We start from the raw sequence: 17,604 nt of genomic DNA, 5'->3' as shown, positions 1-17,604 counted from the left end.
CAGGTGGCAACTCATGACTGCCGACGAACGTACCCCGGGGCTTGTCCTGCTCCTGGCGGACACCGGTGATCAGCCGGTGCCCGGCAGCGCTGTTCTGCGGATGGAGACGACCTCCAGCCGGGCCGGGTTCTTCGACGGCGCCTGGTGGCCGCGCTCCCGTGACATCAAAAGCCAGTTGCCCGACCTGATCGACGCGCTGACGGTCAGGCTGGGCCCCATCGCGCGGGTCGGCCTCGACGCGAGTGCCTGGGACGAAGCCCCGGGACACCTGGTCATCGGCGACCGCAGGATTCGTATCGACTGGTCCGCAGTCGACGACAGCACAATGATCGTCACCCGCGGCCATCAGGACCACTTCTCGTTCCTGGTGATCCCGCCGCACGCCTCCGCCTCGGCCGCACACGCCGCGATGACCATGGCTGTACGGGACGGTAACTGCGCATCGGCAGAGCAGATTCTCGACGCCGCCGGTATCGTCGCCACGTAGCCGGGAGGCAATACACAACAACGACCCCGGCAATACGCACCGGGGCCGCCCTTCCGGGCCGTGCACGTGAGCGTGCACCAACCCAAACATGATACGCCTGGGGGACATTTCCGTCAGAAGGCATCAGTGGCGCGGACTGGTGGACTGAAGCGGCGCGGGCCCGTCATCTTCGCCCCATGTGCTGCTCCGTGTTTCGCAACACCGCCGCCCCGACCGGTTTCTCCCACGAGCGGGTGGTACCCGCGACTAGCCTCCGAGCATGCTGCGTATCGCCGACACCCGCACCGGTCACCTCGTGGAGATCCCCGCCGCACCCCGCCGCCTGCTGCGCAGCTGCGTCCATCTGCCGGCCATCGGCACCGGGGTCGGTCCGGTGTACCTGCGTGTGCCGCTGGTCGGTGACGTACTGGCGCGCACCGCGGAGCTGAACGGCCTCCAGGTCGTCACGGTCCTCACCACCCCCGACTTGACGCGCGATCAGGCCCGGGCGCTCGACCGCGTCATGACGGTGCTCGGCATCCATCCGCCCCTCCTCGTCTCAGGCCACCATCCGGACGGGGCACTCGGCGGCCCCGCCGACGTACACGTGGTCGCCCAGGGCGCCGACACGGACGACGCCATGGGTGGGGTCCGGATCGATGTGGGGCAGGTCAGTACGGCGCCGCTGGACGATGGTGTCCCAGACCCCGGTCACCTTCTCTCCCCGGATCTTCCGGACGTACTCGTACCGGAGGTCGCCGACCCACTGGCCGTGCGCCTGCTGTTGCTCGGCCGCCCTTATGGCACACCTGTCACGGTCACCGGTGAAGCGCTGGCCGACGCCCGGCGCACACTGCGGCAGTGGCGTCAGCAGGTGGCCGACTGGGCGCAGGAGCCGTCCAGGCCGATCCCCGCCGACCTGCTGCGACAGTCGCATGCAGCGCTCGTCGACGACCTCGGTGTCGACGCCGTACTGGATCTGCTGGCCGACGTCGCGGGACGGTCCGATGTGCCGGCCGGTGCCAAGTTCGAGACCTTCGCCCATCTCGACCGCGTCCTCGGCCTGGACCTCGTCCGCGACGTCGGTCGCCAGCGCCGCCCGGAACGGCCGACGGCCCCGTGAGCAGGCGCAGTGCCTGGACCGGGGAACCGTCGGGTCACACCCCCTGGACGTCGCGGAAGGGGCTTCGCGTATCGTCCCGCACTCCGTGATGATCTCGCGGTGTGGGGCGAGGGGATCTTTCTGACGAGCAGTGGGCGATGCTGCTCGTCAGTGTGGCGACGGGGTCGCACAGTGCGCTTGCGGGCTCGTTCGTCACGGCGGGCATGGCGATTCTCCGGGTCGCCTTTTTCTACGGCGCGTGTGACAGCGCGGGGGCGTCGGTGCGGTGGATGTCGCGTCCGACCGGGCCCGTACCCTCACGTGTCTGCCGACGAGACATCCGCGACGGCCGGTTCACCATGCCCCGGCGACACCCAGGTCGGCAGCAGACGTCGTCGCCCGTCGCCCTCCTGGGGGGCACCACTGTCACCTTCCTTTCCCGCTCCGCCGCAGCGCCTTGCTCATACGGTCTGCCCCGGGCCCGGCCGTTTCCGGTCCCCTTCCCTTCACTTGTGTGGCCCCGTGAGGGGGCGGTGCGGTACGGCGATCCCCCGGGCGCGCTGGCCGGAACTGCGGTCGGCGGTGCGGACCCGGCGAACGATCACGATGACTGTGTCGTCGTCGAGTTCGGCCAGAACCCGGAGGGCGTCCGCGTCTGCAGCGACCGGTGCGACAGGCGTGGGAGCTTCGCTCGCCACCTCGCCACCTCGCCTGCGATGCGCTCAGAGGCCGTTGCGCGAGGGTTTGGCGGAGGACGAGTTCGCCATTCCGCCACGATCTTGCCCAAAGCCCTTCTAAGATCGCTGGCAAGGCGGTTCTCCGCATCTCTATGTACTCCCCCACGAGCAGGGCGTCAGGCCCTTCTGAACGCTGAGAGCAGGAGATGACATCTATAAATGAACAAGCGAAGGGAGCCGCGCCCGAGTCACGTCGGCGGCGGCCGAGCGTGCTCGGTCGCCGCACTGTTGGCTGCGTGGTCGCGCTCGCCTTGGGAATCGGTAGTGGCTCGTTAGCCATGGCGCCTGCGGCGTACTCGCAGGCGGACGACGGGTCGGTGACGGTCCGGGTGATCCGGGCCGTGGACACCAGCGGCGTGTGGACGCCCGCGCTGGAACCAGGCATCGCGGGCGTCAAGGTGACCCTCACCGACGACGCCGGGGCGGGTATCGAGGGGGTGACGGTGGCCGACGGCACCGTGACTCTGACCCCGGCGGCGGGCGGGACCGCCAACGGCAAGTACCGGGTGCAGGTGGTGAATCCGAAAGCCGGTGTGCTGTTCCCGGCCTTCGCCTCGCGCCAGGGACTGGACGGTGCGCCCAACCAGTTGAGCAGCAACGAGGAGTTCGTCGACCTCTCCGGCGGGAAGAGCGTGGCGTACACCACCGGGCTGTGGAGCCCCGGTGACTACTGCCAGAAGAACGCACCGCTGATGACGACCTGTCAGCCCACCACGCGCGAGGGTGGGGCTCAGCGCACGCTGGTCTCCTTCCCGTACGACGCACGCGGCCAGGACGGCGTCGACGTCAACGTCACGGACATCGCCACCAACGCCGACACCGGCACGCTGTTCGGCATCGCGTGGAACAAGGCAGACAAGCGGGTGTTCTCCTCGGCGGTGGCCAAGCGCACCACGGACTACGGTCCGGGTGGCGCCGGGGGCATCTACGTGACCGATCGCGCGCAGAAGAAGACCACCCTGTTCACCGTCGTCCCGGACGCGGGGACGACGGCGCACGGGTCGGGGCCTGACGATGCCTTCCTTGCCGTACCGGGCAAGGAGAGCCTGGGCGGCATCAAGATCACCGATGACGGCAAGGACCTGTTCGTCGTCAACCTCAACAATCGCAAGCTCTACCGCTACGACGCCACGGCGGCGACCGCTTCGGCGCCGAAGGCCGTCTACGCCATCCCGGACCCGGGCTGTCCGGCGGCCGGGGACTGGCGCCCCTTCGGCCTCGGCCTGCAGGACGGCGTCGGCTACCTCGGCGGCGTGTGCTCCGGCGAGTCCACCGGGAAGCTCTCGGACCTGCGCGCGGTGGTCATGCCCTTCGACCTCGCCACCGGAGCGTTCCGCAAGGCGGTGCTGGACCAACCGCTGGACTACCCGCGTCAGTCCACGGTTGGCAGTGGCCCATGCGACGGCGCGGGCTGGTTCCCGTGGACGAGCACCTACCCGGACTCGCAGAACGGCCGGCCGTGTGGCAACTCCACCATCGCCAAACCCGAACCGGAGTTGGGCGAGATCGCCTTCGAGACAGACGGCTCGATGCTGCTGGCCTTCCGCGACCGCTTCGGCGACCGCGCGCCAGCCGGTCCCACGCCGAACTCCGCCGCCATCGTCATGTCGGGTGGTGACCTGAACAAGGCCTGCCCGGCGGACGGCATGTATGTGATGGACACCAACAACGGCTGCGGGCTCTCCCCCCGGGGCACCCGTTTCTTCGACACCAGCTGGGGTGGTCACCGCAACACGGCGTTCGCCGGCATGACGCTCTCCAAGGCCGAGAACACCATTGCGACCTCCGCTTTCGACCCCAACCACACCGCCCTCGGGTACGGCACGTCGTTCCTCCAGCGCGACGGCACGCAAGACCCGAAGTTCGGCCTGCGCCTCAACCCGCCGGGCACCGTAGCCCCGTTCGGCAAGGGCGCCTCGATGGGCGACCTGGAGGTGCTCTGCGACCAGGCCCCGCTCCAGATCGGCAACCGGGTCTGGTACGACCCCGAGCGCAAGGGCATCCAGAACCCGGGCCAGCGGCCGGTCGTGGGCGCGACCGTCAACCTGTACGACGAGTCGGGGAAGCTCGTGGGCACGACCGAGACGACGGCGCGTGGCGAGTACTACTTCGACGACTCCAATGTCACCGGCGGCCTGAAGCCGAGGACCAAGTACACCATCCGCCTCGACAAACCGGCCGACTACGCCAAGGGCGGCCCGCTCCACCAGTGGGTGCCCACAGAGGCGGATGTCGGCGACAACCACTTCATCGACTCCAAGGGAATCGTCCCGTCCGGCGCGAAGTACCCGGAACGGGCGCTGACCACCGGCGGGCCGGGAGAGAACGACCACACCTACGACTTCGGCTTCCGGCAACAGGAAGGCGCGCTGCGCCTGGTCAAGCACGACCAGGACGGCAAGCCGCTGGCGAAGGCGAAGTTCCAGCTGTGGAAGGAGACGAATGGTTCCGACGGCTTGCAGGCCACCGGGACGGAGCCGGACACGCCGGTCGACAAGCCCTGCCTGACCGGGACCGACGGCATCTGCCAGGGCGCCGGCGCGCCGGGGACGTACTACTGGCAGGAGGTCAGCCCGCCCGAAGGGTACGCCGTACCCGACGTGGCGGTGTTCGGGCCGCTGGTACTGACCTCCGACAACCTCGACGAGGGGGTCTCGGTGACCGCGGTCAACGAGCGGCTGCCCGGCCCCACTCCGACGCCGACACCGACGACGCCGGCGCCGGGCAAACCGGGTTCGCCGGGGGCTCCAGGCGCCCCGGGTGTACCGGGTGCACCGGGCCACGCGTCCAACTCGGGCCTAGCGTCCACCGGCATGAGCCAGGCGGTTCTGCTGGCCCTGGCCGGCTGCGCCGCGCTCACCGCCCTCGGCGGGGCTCTGGTCGTACTGATGCGCAGGCGAAGGGCACAGCACCGCTAGCCCCGAAGCGGGGCGACCGGCACCGGTGACCCTCCGGGCCGGACTGGGCGGGTTCGCGGACCAGCGGTTCGCGAACCCGCCCTCCTGTGTGACCGACCGACGAGAGAAGGCGACCGCATGGCTCGGAAGAGAAAGACCGACGGCCGTACGCCGCGTCGGGCCCTCTGGTTGAGAACACTGATCGCGATCACGGCGTGCGGTGTCGCAGTGGGCGGCCTGGCCGCCTACCGGACCTTCTCCGACGACACCGCCACCGAGCGGCCGGTGACGACGGAGGAGGCGTCCAGGCTGGCGCTGTCGCGGCTGAATCTGTACCAGGCCAGTCCCGTGGCGGTGACCCTCACGGCCACCGAGGGCGGCGGAGTGGTGGTGCGGGTCAAGGGGGTCGTGGACTACCGAACCCACCGGGCCGTGGGGAGCTACCAGGTCACCGGGGCCTCCGGTTCCTCCGGGACCTCCGGACCCGCCACCGGGCAGCTCGACCACGGGCTGATCGTCTGGGACACCGGCGGCCTCGGCCTGGCCCCCGCGCCCAAGGGAGACAACAGCCAGGCCTGGCAACAGGCCGAGCACATCCCGCGCTCGGGCTGGTCCGCGCGCTCCTACACGACCGATCCTCTGGACGCCGGGCTTCAGTTGCTGATCGGGCTGGGCGCGGACCGCCCCGACAACCCGCTGTTGCTCGCACAGTCCGGGGCTCGCCGGCTGGGGCGCGAACGCATCGACGGCCGCAGCTACGACCGGTTCGCCGGGCCGCGAGCCCAGGGTGCCACGCCCGGTGCGGGGCCCGACGGCGGACGGTCGCCGCTGACGTACTGGGTCGACGGTGACGGCGGCCTGCGACGGGTGACGATGCGGATGCCGGGCCTGGGGACCCCGACCACCCTGGAGTTCTCCGGACGCGACGGCCGCGCGAAGCTCCCCGAGGCGCCGTGGGCCACCAGCTGACATCTCTGTGCCGATGCGCCCCGGCTTCCGTGAGTGCCGACGACGCTCCTCGGCCCACCCTTCGGGGCGGCACGGTGAACGGGGACCGAGTCCACCGCGGCACCATGCTCAGCGCGAGTGCGGCACTGCGTCCACGTCCTTCGGGAGCGGGTACGCGGCCGCGTCGACGGCCCCCGGCAGGCCGGTCGCCGGGCTGCCCGGGGCCGTCGGGTCCGGCATGGACGGCTGGGCGGGTGGGGCCGGCACCTGGCTGAACGGAACGCCGGGCGGCGCCTGCACCGGCGCTGTCCGGCCGCTGGGCAGCGCGCCCCGACCGCGGGCGCCGCAGCCCGCGCGCCCCTCCAGGCCGTCCGGGCTCTGGGTGGCGGGCCGGTTGCCGGCGAAACAGTTGCCGGGGTCGACAGAGGCCAGCACGAGGTCGATGCCATTGCCGGTGGCGCGGTTGCCCTCGACGCGATTGCCGCTCGCCGGATGCCCCGGCGGGTCGGTGACGATCACTCCGGCCGCCCGGTTGCCCCGGACCAGGTTGCGCTGGACGCGGTTCGCGGTGCCGCCGCCGATGCCGATGCCGATGCCGAAGCCCCCGTCCGCCTGCTCGGGCGTGTCGGCGGCGTTGTTGTCTGCGACCACGTTGCCCGCGATCACCGCGCCGTGCTGCGGGGCGAGGGCCTCCAGGTCGTTGGAGTTGACCGTGACGCCGACCCGGTTGCGGGCGACGCGATTGCCCAGCACCGACAGGCCGTCCGAGGCATTGGTCAGTTCGATGCCGACCGCGTTGCGCTCCACCGTGTTGCCACGGACGACGGTGGCGCAGGGCTTGCACTGGCCGACGTAGATGCCGGAGTCTGCGTGCCCGGAGGCGTAGGAGTCCTCGATCACGCCGTCGCGCGCGTCAAAGGCGTAGATGCCGTACAGACCGTTGTTGTACGACGTCACCCGGGTCGCGCGGAAGCCCCGGACGGGAGGGAAGCGGGTGGTGTCCAGCGGGTCGTAGGCGGAGCCGCCGGCGCCGCGCTGCTGCAAGCGCTCGTCGGTGACGCCGGTGAACAGCACGCCGTTGGCGAGATAGCCGTGCACGGTGAGGTTCTCGACCACCGAGCCGGCGCCGGTCACGGTGATGCCGTTGGCCAGACGCACGCCGCCGTCGAAGACCACCTTGTTGCGGTCCGTTCCGCGCAGTACCACGCGGGGCCTGGTGACGCGCACGCTCTCCCGGTACACGCCCGGGCCGATCAGCACCGTCTCGCCCTCACGAGCGGCGTCGACCGCCTGTTGCACCGAGGGGAAGTCCTGCGGAACGCGCAGCACGCTCCCCGCCGGATGCCGCGCATCGTCCGACGGCGACCCCGTACCGGAGCACCCGGTGGCCGCCATGGCGACCGAGACGACCAGCACCGACAGACGCAGCGCCGCCCGGAAGACGGCCGCCGGAACGGCCGAACGCGTCAACAGGCCTTCTCCAGACAGGATTTGCATGGCAGTTGTTTTATCGTCTCCAATAGGCGTATGCCCACCGAACAGGGAAATGCGCAGGATTCACCCCGACCCGCGGCAACCCGTTTCGGGCGGCGCCGAGCACTGCTCGCCGGCGGAGCGGTGCTTGCCGCCGGGATCGGCGCGGCGGCCGACGAACTGGCGAGAGACGGCCGGACAACCGTCCGTGCCACCACCGGCGCCCCGGCGGCCGAGGCCGCGATTCCCTTCCACGGCGTCCGACAGGCGGGTGTCACGGCGCCCCAGCAACCGGCGACGTACCTGCTCTCCTTCGACCTCCCGCAGACCTCCGCCGCCACCGACCAGAAGACCCTGCGCGGCGTCCTCGACGCGTTGACCCGCACGCTCGCCACCGCAGCCTCCGACGCCCCGCCGGACCCGCGACTCCGGGGCGGCGGCGCGACCCGGCTCACCTCCCTGGTCGGCATCGGCCCCGCCCTTGCCACCCGCCTCGGCCTCAACGTCCCCGATTCTCTTGGCGAGTTGCCGCCCTTCCCCGGCGACCGTCTCGACCCGCACCGCAGCAACGGCGACATCCTGGTCCAACTGTGCGCAGCCGACCGCTGGACCCTCACCATCGTCGCCGAACTCGTCGGCACGGCCGCACACGCCGCCGGCGCCGTACCGCGCTGGACCCAGTCCGGCTTCCTGCCCCACACGGCGCCGGGCACCACCCCGCGCAACTTGTTCGGCTCCAAGGACGGCACCGCCAACCCCGATCACGCGGCGGCCGAGCGGTGGGTCTGGGGCCCATCCGGAGCCCACCGGAACGGCACCGTTCTGGTCTACCGCAGGATCCACATGGACGTCACCGGCTTCGCGGCCCTTCCCGAGGGCCGGCGCGACCGGGTGATAGGCCGCCGCGCCCGCGACGGTGTCCCCCTCAGCGGTACCGCCGAGCATGACGAGCCGGACATCTACGCCAAGAACCCCGACGGTTCCTACGTCATCCCGGCCACCGCCCACGTGCGTCTTGCCAGCCCCCGCTTCGACGGCGGCGCCCGTATGCTCCGCCGCAGCTACAGCTACGACGACGGCCCGACCGACCGCGGCCTTCTCTTCTGCGCCTTCATGCGCGACCCTGCCCAGTTCACCCGCGTCCAGGACCGTCTGGCCGCCCGCGACGCCCTCACCCCCTTTCTCCAACATCGCGCCTCGGCCGTGGCCTACGTCCTGCCCGGCACCGCACCCGCCGGGACTTTCGGCGAACAGCTCTGGACATGAAGTCCGCCTCGCTCACTCCGCCCCACCTCGACCACCGGCCAACAGCGGCGGCGGGCTGCTGCCGGAGATCACCCGCGACGTGGTCCTCGACGGCGTCGGACGGTCAGATGTCGCGGAACTCATAGACAAAGCTTCTGGCCTGGGCAAATGACCCCTCTCGAAGATCATCTTGCACGGTTGTTGCACAGGCCGAACGGAGCAGGAGTCACGCGGCCCTGGTGTAGGCGCTCCGGACCGCGATGCGGACCTTGGAACCGGCTCCCACGACCCGGTGCACGTATTTACGCAGGGTAAACGCGGGATCGGCGTGTCCGAGGCGGTCCGCGAGCGTGTACACGTCTACCCCGCCGTTGATCATCATCGACGCGTACAGGTGTCGGAGCGCGTGCATCATCACGTCGCGGGACTTCTCCCAGCGTCGTCCCTTCGCGTCGGGCTCAAGGGGCTTGATGAGGCCGGCCGACGCCAGGGCGGGCTTCCAGCGGTAGGAGTTGAACCAATTCGACTGAATGGCGGTCTTCTCCCGGGTGTAGAAGATCAGCCGCACCGTGACCGGGTCGCCGCCTTTGCTGCCCCACGGTCGGGTCACCTCGACCGGCGGGTACTTCTGCATGTGCTCGCGCAGGGGGATGGCCACGTCGTCGGTCAGCTCGACCCACCGGTCCTTCGGCTCCTCGTCGTCTCCGCCCTTGGGGAGGGCGTATACGAGGAACGAGCCGTCGTGGACTACTTGCCGTTGCACGTGCACCATGACGCCGTCTGGATGTGCCCAGTCGATATCTTCCGGTGACAGGCCGAATATCTCTCCTTGCCGAAGACCCAGGCCGCGACCACAGTCAACGAGTGCTTTGTAGCGGTCGGGAAGTTCGGCACGGATCTTCTCGGTGTCCTCCCACGTTAGGGTCAGCTCTGCCCGGCCGCCACCTCCTCGCTTCGGCTTGGCGTCCTGCACCGATTTGGCGAGGCAGGGATTTTTGTGTATCAGGCTGTCGTCCACGGCCAGGTCAAAGACAGCCCGAAGATTGTCGAAGACCAGGCGCAGCGTGGAACTTTCGAGTAGCCTGCGACGGTCGTGCAGCCAGTCCAGCAAAGATGAGGCGTTCACGTCCTTTACGCGCATCTTCCCAACTGCGGTAGGAACGACGTGCAGGAGAATCCGCTCCTTGTGGCGTCGGTAAGTCCGTGGATTCTTGTGTTCGTGCCCCTTGAGCCACGTGAGGGCGAGTTCACCGACCCTGACCTCACCGGCGCGAGGGTTGATGTACGAGCCGTCGTCCACTCCGGACCGCATCTTGGTCTCGTGCTTGCGGGCTTCGACCTCGGTGCGGAACAGCTCCGTCTGCTGGACATCTTCCCGGTTGCGCCATCGGGCCTGCCACCGCTTCCCCGTCCCGTGATCCCGCGTCGGGACCTTGCCGTGTTCCTTGCAGGTCGACTCCCCATCTTTCGGGCGTGACTTGTGCCAGCGGTCGTACGGCATCGACTCAACTCCTAGTTTCCAACGGCCCTTTGAGTCTATTTGTGGACTCTTTTTAATCAGGGTCATCGTCGACGGCGAGATTGTCTGCCCGTTCATCGCGCCCTGAGTGAATTGGATGTTGATCCAGGCGAGCTGAAGATGTCAAATGCATTCTTGGGGTCTTCGCGACAAAGGGTGCAGAGTGGTAGAGAAGATTTCACCTAGGCGAATGCTCGCTGAGGGTTCGACGAGGGCTCGCCGAACCCTCAGCGAAGATTCGCCGGTGTCCTTCGAGAGTTCGCAAGAGTCGTAGGCGTTTCGTCGAAAGGCCCTCTGTTTGGTCCGGCCGGAATTTAATGCAAACGTCCTGTGTACCACCACGGCGGAATACCGCTCACGTGGTTCTTTCCTGCCCGCTCGAACCGTTCTGGAGTGCCCATGCGTCGAACCACTGCCCGCGAGGAAGAAGCCGCTAGTGGCGCGGGGGGCCGTTGTCCCTTGATGAGCGCGGAGGAGCTGGCCGACTTCCTGGGCGTACCTCTGAATACGGTCTATATATGGAATCACCGACACAAGGGTCCGCGAGCCCACAAGATCGGCCGCTATTTGCGCTACCGCTGGCCGGAGGTGGAGGCATGGCTCGAAGCTCAGGCGGTGGATCGCACGGTCTGATTGGCCGTGAGCCTTTTGCATCTTGATCAGGTGGCGAGTTTGAGGGCGACGACGGCACGGACGACGGCGGTGATCCGGGTGGTGCTGCAGCGGAGTTTCCGCAGGAGCCGCCAGCATTTGAGGGTGGCCATGGCGCGTTCGCTGAGGCTGCGGGTCTTGGCGTGATCGCGGTTGTGACGTTGGCGGCAGCCGCGCAGGTTCTTTCCCCGGAACGGGACACGGATCGCAGGGCCAGCGCCCTGATATGCCTTGTCGGCCCAGCATTTGATGTCGTCTGCGGCGAGGGCAGCGGGAATGCCGTGGACCCCCGCGCCGCGGTCTGGTCGTGTGTGGCTCCCGGCAGCGCGTCCGAGCCCCAGAGCAGGTGTCCGGGAAGGACCGGCGAGGACTTGCACCTTCATCCCATGGTGCCTCTTCTTCCTGGAGTAGTCGGCCGGTTGCGGCGATGCGGTCGATCGGCAGCACGGTGCCGTCGAAGATCACGTACGCCCTCTTCCGCACGGCCTCCATGGCCTGTTCCAGCGTGGCGCGAGGGCGGCCAGGAGGTCGACGGCCTCGCGTATCTACCGGTGGACCGTCGCGATCCCGACGCAAAAACTTGCTGCGAGACGGGCGTAGGTGTCGCCTCAACGCAGGAGCGCCAGGACGGACAGGGCCTGCCGACCACAAGTCAGGCGACGCCACCGGGAGCCGATCCGACGACGGCGACCTGCGAGGAGACCGGAGAGGTGTCGCAGGGTGCGGCCGGACGGATCGATACCGGACGGGTAGACAAGCACGCGAAAGCTCCTGGCGGATTGGTGATCTTGGTCGTGAACCCGTCTACCAGGAGCCTTCTTCATGCCCACCGCCGGGGTTGCCCGTCCAACCACCCGTCAGGTCGGAAACGGCTCCTTGTATGTGCAGAGATGCGAGAGACAGCCGACGCGCAACGGGGACTGGCAATAGTCTTTGCCCATGGCGACCTTCAACCAGCACAACCAGACCGTTTACGGCGGCCAGAACAACGCCGAGACCATCAATCAGGTCCAGTACAGGACAGAACGCATCACTCTTGAAGCAGCTCGTGAACAGCTGGACGAGGTCATCGATGTCGCGTGCGCAGAGGACTCCCAGCTTGACCAACTAGGGCGAGACGAGCTAATTGCGGCCCGTCGAGACCTGGAGACAGGCGACACCGCCACCGCAAGGCGGCGCCTCGAGCGTGCACGTGCTTGGCTCGCAGATGCTGTTGGGTTGGCGACACTGGCAGCAACCGTCGGCCAGATTGCCGGGGGCTTGAGTGGCTGAAGCTAGTTTCAATCAGAGCCGACAAAGCGTCACAGGAAACCAGTACAACGCTGAGCATATTATTTTCGGGGCGACAGGCGGGCTGGATAGGGTCCGCCATGAGCTGGTCCTTGATATATACGCAGAGGGGAATGCCCTACTGGACGACTTCTGTCGCACCGTGAGAGAGATGTCGTTTCTTCATCTTGCCGACTGGTCAAAGAAAGTCGAATACCCTAAAGAATTTGAGGCGCGGTGCGATTCACTGCTGCGCCTAGTGCTGAAGGCCAAGGCGCTCAGCGTTCAGACGCGCGACTCCCCGCTAGAGGATGTCCTCTCGATCCTACTCACCTGGATCAGGAGTATAAGAAAATTTACCGCTGGTGACCCGACGATTCAGCGAGCAACTGCAATGGAGGCGATCTTGGTGTACATGTATTCCTTGGAACACGAAGAGGATGCGTCTACACTCGGAGATCTAGCGGAATTGATGGCGGGGGACAAAATTCTATTGGGCTATAGCGATGTGGTACTCAGGAAATCAGTAATAAACGCCCTGGACATGCTGCGACATGCTGAATTTGGCGTCTGATGACGCCATCGCAGACGCGACGGGGTGGTCGGCAGGCCCTGTCCGTCCTGGCGCTCCTGCGTTGAGGCGACACCTACGCCCGTCTCGCAGCAAGTTTTTGCGTCGGGATCGCGACGGTCCACCGGTAGATACGCGAGGCCGTCGACCTCCTGGCCGCCCTCGCGCCACGCTGGAACAGGCCATGGAGGCCGTGCGGAAGAGGGCGTACGTGATCTTCGACGGCACCGTGCTGCCGATCGACCGCATCGCCGCAACCGGCCGACTACTCCAGGAAGAAGAGGCACCATGGGATGAAGGTGCAAGTCCTCGCCGGTCCTTCCCGGACACCTGCTCTGGGGCTCGGACGCGCTGCCGGGAGCCACACACGACCAGACCGCGGCGCGGGGGTCCACGGCATTCCCGCTGCCCTCGCCGCAGACGACATCAAATGCTGGGCCGACAAGGCATATCAGGGCGCTGGCCCTGCGATCCGTGTCCCGTTCCGGGGAAAGAACCTGCGCGGCTGCCGCCAACGTCACAACCGCGATCACGCCAAGACCCGCAGCCTCAGCGAACGCGCCATGGCCACCCTCAAATGCTGGCGGCTCCTGCGGAAACTCCGCTGCAGCACCACCCGGATCACCGCCGTCGTCCGTGCCGTCGTCGCCCTCAAACTCGCCACCTGATCAAGATGCAAAAGGCTTGGGTACGCCTGGTGCGATTGTGTCGGCAGGGCGACAGAACCCGGCGTATAGCGCGACTCGTCTACCGCGTACTGCGACTTCGCCTTAGAAAGGGCATCTGACGTGCGTCGGAGGTCCTTTCTGAAGCACCCCGGGTCAGAGGATTCCCGTCCAGGACCACGGCCGCGGGCCGGATCGACCACGGAGACAGTCGATCCGGTACTGCGCCTGGCTTCTCCACTCCGCGTTGCTGGCTGAGTGCTGCGCCGCGTACGTCACCATGCGTAGCTCACGGGCGCGCGCGAGGACGGGATAGCCCTCCCACGCCGTCACGTCGTACCCGTACGCCGCACAGAAGCGGTCGTACTCGCGGGCGCTGACGGCGCCCGTGGTCTTCGCGCGCACGGCAGTGGACACGAGATCCCACTCCGGCGGCCCGACAGAAAAGCGCTCCAGGTCCATCATCAGGACCCCATCGGCCGTGCGGACGATGTTGCCGGGCCAGGCGTCACCGTGCACGGCCCGATCAGGGAGACCGGCCGGCCGCTCGGCCCAGGCTGCTACGAGGTCGCGGTGAAGGGCGTGCAGCCACTGCCTGTCGTCGTCGCGGATCGTGATGGCCGCGTGCAGCCGTTCGCCGACCCGGACGAAGGGATCGAGGTACCCCAGCTCGATCGCCGGCGTGGGCAGGGAGTGGAGCCTCGTGAGGAGTTCAGCGACATCCTCAACCGAGCCGTGCTGCTGCGGTGGCAGTTCTACCCAGAAGGTCACGGGTCTACCGTCTGCCTCTACCGGCTGCTCCACGTCGGCCAGGCGAACGGCCGGGACGTTCTCATGGGCGAGCCAGCGTGCGACGCGCACTTCGCGGGCCGCCGCAGCGCTCTGTCCTCCCCGGGCGATCCGCACGATCACTCGCTGACGAGGCAGCCGCCATATCTGGTTCTCGGCCAAGCGGAGAGGCTCCGCTCCGTCGGAGTCCAATCCCACCGCCGAACAGGCCTGCTTCAGGACATGACGTGCAGATTCGGATGCCGAAGGAGTCATGCGGAAACCGTAGCGGCGATCCGATCTCGCAGCGCTGAAGCCTCCTGGACAGTCCGATGCTTGGAGGCGAAGCGGCCGAGCTGCCGCAGATCGTCGGCGGCTCGCCGGGAGGTGAGTCGGCCTACCTCGTTCAAGGCGTCGTGGCCGAGCGCCGCCGCCTGGCGAGGGTCTCCCTTGGCCATGAGCAGGGAGGCCAGCTTCGTCCGCGAGATCGCACGTGACCGCTTGTAGGCGTCCGTGTGTCCGTTCACCGCTGTGTTGAATCGGCGCGCTGCCCGGCCCGGGTCCTGTCCGGCGAGGATCGCGAGATCGAACAGGGCGTGAGCCGTGTCCCCGTTGTGCTGCGCCTCGTCGTAGTAGGCCATCCACGGCGATTCTTCGGTGGGCCGGGCCCGAGTGAACGCCTCGTCTGCGGCGCCGACGGCCGCCATGGTGTCCCGGACGTTGCCCATCTTCCCGAAGGCCCTGGCCCTTGCCGTGTGAAGCATCGCCTGCTCGGTCGCCGTCAGACGGTCGGAGCGCACAAGCCCCTTCTCGGCGTACGTGAGGCCGTCATCGGGGGCCCCGATCCATACGGCTTGCCGTGCGAGGAACGAGTAGGTCTTGGCCCGCAGATGCCAGTCGCCTGCCTCCTCGGCGCAGTCTGCTGCGAATCGGAACGTCTTGGTGGCTTCATCGTGGTGGTAGGAGTCGAAGGCAGAGGCGCCGACCACGATGCCAAGCCGTGATACGGCGGCGAACAGGTCGGTTCGCATGTGCTCGGGGAACCGGGTTTGCAGCAGGCCGGCCGACCACTGCATCGCTCGGGCGGCTACGTCACGCACCACGCCACCCCCACCCAGCTCGTTGTCCATGCCGCTGATGGCGGTGGCGGCCGCCAGGACCTGGTCGACGTGGCTCGGGTTGACGTTAGTCGGGAGAGACAGTTCGGCGGGCGCGAAGACGTCGGTGAAGTTGAGAGGGGCTATGGCGGCGAGGCCTCCGATGTGGAGGAACGAGCGTCGAATCACGGGATCATGGCTCCCAGGGCGAAGAGTTGTTTCGTCTCTGCCCAGGATGCGGCCTGTCGGCACCCGCGTGGGTTTCTCCTCTCGGCGCGTGGAGGCCTTATCGGCATCAGCTCGCTTTTTATCGGTATCACGGTTGCCGAAGACCATCGGCCACGCCCGGTCGAGGAGTCCTCCCGTGCCGAGGACGTCGTCGAGCCGCTGAGCCACATCGCGGCGACAACTCGGGTACTTTCCCTTCTCGATCGACAGGATCATGTCGTCGCTGACCTGCACTAACCGCCCCAGCTCCTTGGCCGACAGCCCTTGCCCAAGGCGCAGTCTGCGCAGCTCGTTACCGAACCACTCCCTGGGGGACGCCCCGGGATCGAGCTGTTTCATTGGCTGCGGCATGTTCTGCCCCCGAAGTCGTTGATGCCGAACTCTTCACCTCTCGGCATCAGGCTCTGCACGTTTTCGGTGCGCTCTGCCTAAATGGTTGCTGATCGGTTCCAGTCCAGTACACACCGCAACCCACCCCTGCTGAAGGGGTTCCGGCAGAACGGAGGAAGCAGCGATGGAACTACTTGTCGACACCCGCGAGCGGGATGCTTCTGTTCGAGCCACGTCCAGGAGCGTGGACGGTCAACTCGACATGAGTTTCAACGTCCGGGCCGAAGATCTGGGCACCGTGCGGGACATCGTCGCAGCGCACCTTTGCTGGTGGCGCGTCGACAACGGCACCGCGTTCCGCGTCCTGACCGTGGTCAACGAACTACTCACCAACGTCTTGCAGCACACCCCTGCGGACGCCGACGGGTGCCGGATGGCCAGCCTGCTCCTCCAGAAGGTGCCGGACGGTGTCACCGCCATCGTTCGCGACCAGGACCGCTGTCCGCCGGTGTACTCGTCACCGGCCCCCCTGGCCGAGGAGGGGCGCGGGCTGATGCTGCTGGGTGCTCTGGCCGACGACACGTCCGTGTCCATGACCCCAGCGGGCAAGGACGTGTGGGTCTTCATGGCGATCCCGGAACTGACTGAGCACTTGTAGCCCTCCGCGGCCGGTACTTGGCTCTTCCCAGGAGTCCCGATGTCCCTCACCGTTCTGGTTCCGGAGAATGACGTGGTTCTTCCGCCAGCCGACGAGCCCCGCACACCGCAGTGGAGCCCTCCACTCGACGCAGAGGGTTTGTGGTCCGTCCTGGAACGGATCAAGAACTGGAAGCCGCTCGACGTGGAGGAGGTCTTTGACGACCTCGACACGGCGATCGGCAACCAGACGCCGCCCGCCGCGGTGACCGACACCCTGGTTGACCGTCTTCGGGACCATCTGAAGCAGCTCAGCAACATCGCTGTCGCGGACGAGCAGTACCCGCCCACCGCGGAGATGCTCCGACTCGTTGTACGCGGGGTCCCCCTGCGGGAGGAGTGCGTGCCGGCCGACTACCAGCAGGCCGTCGGCCTCGCTCGTCGTCTGGCCTTAGTCACCTCTGACCTGGTCGAAGAGCTCATCGAAGCCCACTACATCAAGGAGGCGGAGTGACGCACAACCTTGACTCCGCTCGGCGCTCGGTCGTGACGGCCAGGGCGATGGCCCTCCCGCAAGACGCGTACGACTTCGAGTACTACGAGAAGCGGATCTCCGACAACTGGCTCCTGGAGAAGAGCGTCGCCATGCGCACCACGCGCATGCCGTTCCTCGCAGTCCCCGTCGGGGGCACGAGGCGCGGCAGGGGCTACCCGGCGTCGTGTCTGTTCTCCGGGCTCAAGGTCTGTGACCTCCTTCTTGGGTGTCCGGGCTTCCCCGACCTGCGCGTGCAGTGGTCGTCTCACCCGGATCCCTGCTTCGTTGTCGAGTGGGGGGAGAGAGACCACTCACGCTCGAGGGCGACCGCACTGCCACCACCCTGGGGCGCTATTACGGCTACAGCGAAGCAGCCATAGCGGCCTTCATGGGGCGGTGCCACAAGTCCCCCTCTTCGGCCGTGCCCGAACCGTGTTCCCCCACGGCACCGTAGCTGGCCGAAGAGG

At 67.6% G+C, this 17,604-nt stretch carries 18 protein-coding genes and 2 pseudogenes; 13 read left to right on the top strand and 7 right to left on the bottom strand.

The features are described 5' to 3' along the window. Positions 1–13 precede the first annotated feature (13 nt). Together OG609_RS09235 and OG609_RS09230 are read left to right on the top strand one after the other, a co-directional pair. Entirely contained in the window at positions 14–487 is a 474-nt protein-coding gene (locus OG609_RS09235) for a DUF5994 family protein (protein WP_327272367.1), read from the top strand. 259 nt (positions 488–746) lie between these two features. After that, a complete protein-coding gene (locus tag OG609_RS09230) occupies positions 747–1,589 on the top strand; it encodes a hypothetical protein (RefSeq protein ID WP_327272366.1) in 843 nt (280 codons plus the stop codon). A gap of 485 nt (positions 1,590–2,074) precedes the next feature. Here OG609_RS09230 and OG609_RS09225 read toward each other — a convergent pair whose 3' ends face one another. Beyond that, positions 2,075–2,266: a hypothetical protein gene (locus OG609_RS09225; RefSeq protein WP_327272365.1), complete on the bottom strand. Its 192-nt coding sequence runs from the start codon at positions 2,264–2,266 to the stop codon at positions 2,075–2,077. A 317-nt stretch (positions 2,267–2,583) separates the two neighbouring features. On the opposite strand from OG609_RS09225, the gene OG609_RS09220 reads away from it, so the two are divergent. Together OG609_RS09220 and OG609_RS09215 are read left to right on the top strand one after the other, a co-directional pair. Continuing rightward, a complete protein-coding gene (locus OG609_RS09220) occupies positions 2,584–5,223 on the top strand; it encodes an SdrD B-like domain-containing protein (RefSeq protein WP_327272364.1) in 2,640 nt (879 codons plus the stop codon). Between the two features lie 117 nt (positions 5,224–5,340). After that, positions 5,341–6,171 (top strand): hypothetical protein, encoded by an 831-nt coding sequence (locus OG609_RS09215; RefSeq protein ID WP_327272363.1) that lies wholly within the window; start codon positions 5,341–5,343, stop codon positions 6,169–6,171. Positions 6,172–6,279: 108 nt separating this feature from the next. On the opposite strand, the gene OG609_RS09210 is transcribed toward OG609_RS09215, so the two are convergent. After that, complete coding sequence (locus OG609_RS09210; RefSeq protein WP_327272362.1) at positions 6,280–7,620, bottom strand: right-handed parallel beta-helix repeat-containing protein; 1,341 nt, start codon at positions 7,618–7,620, stop codon at positions 6,280–6,282. Between the two features lie 57 nt (positions 7,621–7,677). On the opposite strand from OG609_RS09210, the gene OG609_RS09205 reads away from it, so the two are divergent. Next, on the top strand, positions 7,678–8,889 hold the full coding sequence (locus OG609_RS09205) for a Dyp-type peroxidase (protein WP_327272361.1): 1,212 nt from the start codon (positions 7,678–7,680) through the stop codon (positions 8,887–8,889). 205 nt (positions 8,890–9,094) lie between these two features. Here the strand turns inward: OG609_RS09205 and OG609_RS09200 are convergent, their stop codons facing one another. After that, positions 9,095–10,465, bottom strand: coding sequence for a tyrosine-type recombinase/integrase (locus OG609_RS09200; protein ID WP_327272360.1), 1,371 nt, complete (start codon positions 10,463–10,465; stop codon positions 9,095–9,097). Between the two features lie 321 nt (positions 10,466–10,786). Between OG609_RS09200 and OG609_RS09195 the strand changes: the two genes are divergently transcribed. Then, positions 10,787–11,020, top strand: a complete 234-nt coding sequence (locus OG609_RS09195; RefSeq protein ID WP_327272359.1) for a helix-turn-helix transcriptional regulator — start codon at positions 10,787–10,789, stop codon at positions 11,018–11,020. A 26-nt stretch (positions 11,021–11,046) separates the two neighbouring features. On the opposite strand, the pseudogene OG609_RS09190 reads toward OG609_RS09195, so the two are convergent. Then, a pseudogene (locus OG609_RS09190) lies at positions 11,047–11,454 on the bottom strand (transposase family protein); the annotation flags it as partial. 523 nt (positions 11,455–11,977) lie between these two features. Here OG609_RS09190 and OG609_RS09185 point away from each other — a divergent pair. The 3 genes from OG609_RS09185 to OG609_RS09175 all read left to right on the top strand — a co-directional run bounded on the left by OG609_RS09185 (position 11,978) and on the right by OG609_RS09175 (position 13,546). Continuing rightward, entirely contained in the window at positions 11,978–12,310 is a 333-nt protein-coding gene (locus tag OG609_RS09185; protein ID WP_327272358.1) for a hypothetical protein, read from the top strand. Continuing rightward, positions 12,303–12,881, top strand: coding sequence for a hypothetical protein (locus OG609_RS09180; RefSeq protein WP_327272357.1), 579 nt, complete (start codon positions 12,303–12,305; stop codon positions 12,879–12,881). Before OG609_RS09185 ends, OG609_RS09180 begins: the two co-directional genes overlap by 8 nt. A gap of 290 nt (positions 12,882–13,171) precedes the next feature. Then, the gene (locus OG609_RS09175) at positions 13,172–13,546 is read left to right on the top strand and encodes a transposase family protein (protein ID WP_442817956.1); all 375 of its coding nucleotides are present in this window, start codon (positions 13,172–13,174) and stop codon (positions 13,544–13,546) included. Positions 13,547–13,699: 153 nt separating this feature from the next. Here the strand turns inward: OG609_RS09175 and OG609_RS09170 are convergent, their stop codons facing one another. The 3 genes and pseudogenes from OG609_RS09170 to OG609_RS09160 all read right to left on the bottom strand — a co-directional run. After that, positions 13,700–14,587 (bottom strand): phosphotransferase family protein, encoded by an 888-nt coding sequence (locus OG609_RS09170; protein ID WP_327272356.1) that lies wholly within the window; start codon positions 14,585–14,587, stop codon positions 13,700–13,702. Then, positions 14,584–15,597, bottom strand: a complete 1,014-nt coding sequence (locus OG609_RS09165; protein ID WP_327277985.1) for an XRE family transcriptional regulator — start codon at positions 15,595–15,597, stop codon at positions 14,584–14,586. Before OG609_RS09165 ends, OG609_RS09170 begins: the two co-directional genes overlap by 4 nt. A gap of 228 nt (positions 15,598–15,825) precedes the next feature. After that, a pseudogene (locus OG609_RS09160) lies at positions 15,826–15,975 on the bottom strand (helix-turn-helix domain-containing protein); the annotation flags it as partial. Between the two features lie 175 nt (positions 15,976–16,150). Here OG609_RS09160 and OG609_RS09155 point away from each other — a divergent pair. The 4 genes from OG609_RS09155 to OG609_RS09140 are packed head-to-tail and all read left to right on the top strand — an operon-like array spanning position 16,151 to position 17,591. After that, positions 16,151–16,624, top strand: a complete 474-nt coding sequence (locus tag OG609_RS09155) for an ATP-binding protein (RefSeq protein ID WP_327272355.1) — start codon at positions 16,151–16,153, stop codon at positions 16,622–16,624. A gap of 39 nt (positions 16,625–16,663) precedes the next feature. Then, complete coding sequence (locus OG609_RS09150) at positions 16,664–17,116, top strand: DUF6415 family natural product biosynthesis protein (RefSeq protein ID WP_327272354.1); 453 nt, start codon at positions 16,664–16,666, stop codon at positions 17,114–17,116. Beyond that, a complete protein-coding gene (locus OG609_RS09145; RefSeq protein ID WP_327272353.1) occupies positions 17,113–17,517 on the top strand; it encodes a DUF6302 family protein in 405 nt (134 codons plus the stop codon). Before OG609_RS09150 ends, OG609_RS09145 begins: the two co-directional genes overlap by 4 nt. Next, positions 17,481–17,591, top strand: a complete 111-nt coding sequence (locus OG609_RS09140) for a DUF6302 family protein (RefSeq protein WP_327277984.1) — start codon at positions 17,481–17,483, stop codon at positions 17,589–17,591. The genes OG609_RS09145 and OG609_RS09140 overlap by 37 nt, the downstream gene beginning before the upstream one ends. Positions 17,592–17,604: the final 13 nt, after the last annotated feature.

Origin of the sequence: Streptomyces sp. NBC_01224, from assembly GCF_036002945.1 — a bacterium.
Lineage (GTDB): Bacteria > Actinomycetota > Actinomycetes > Streptomycetales > Streptomycetaceae > Streptomyces.
The sequence above is the reverse complement of the archived record's forward strand: the minus strand, read 5'-3'. Positions and strand labels throughout refer to the sequence as shown.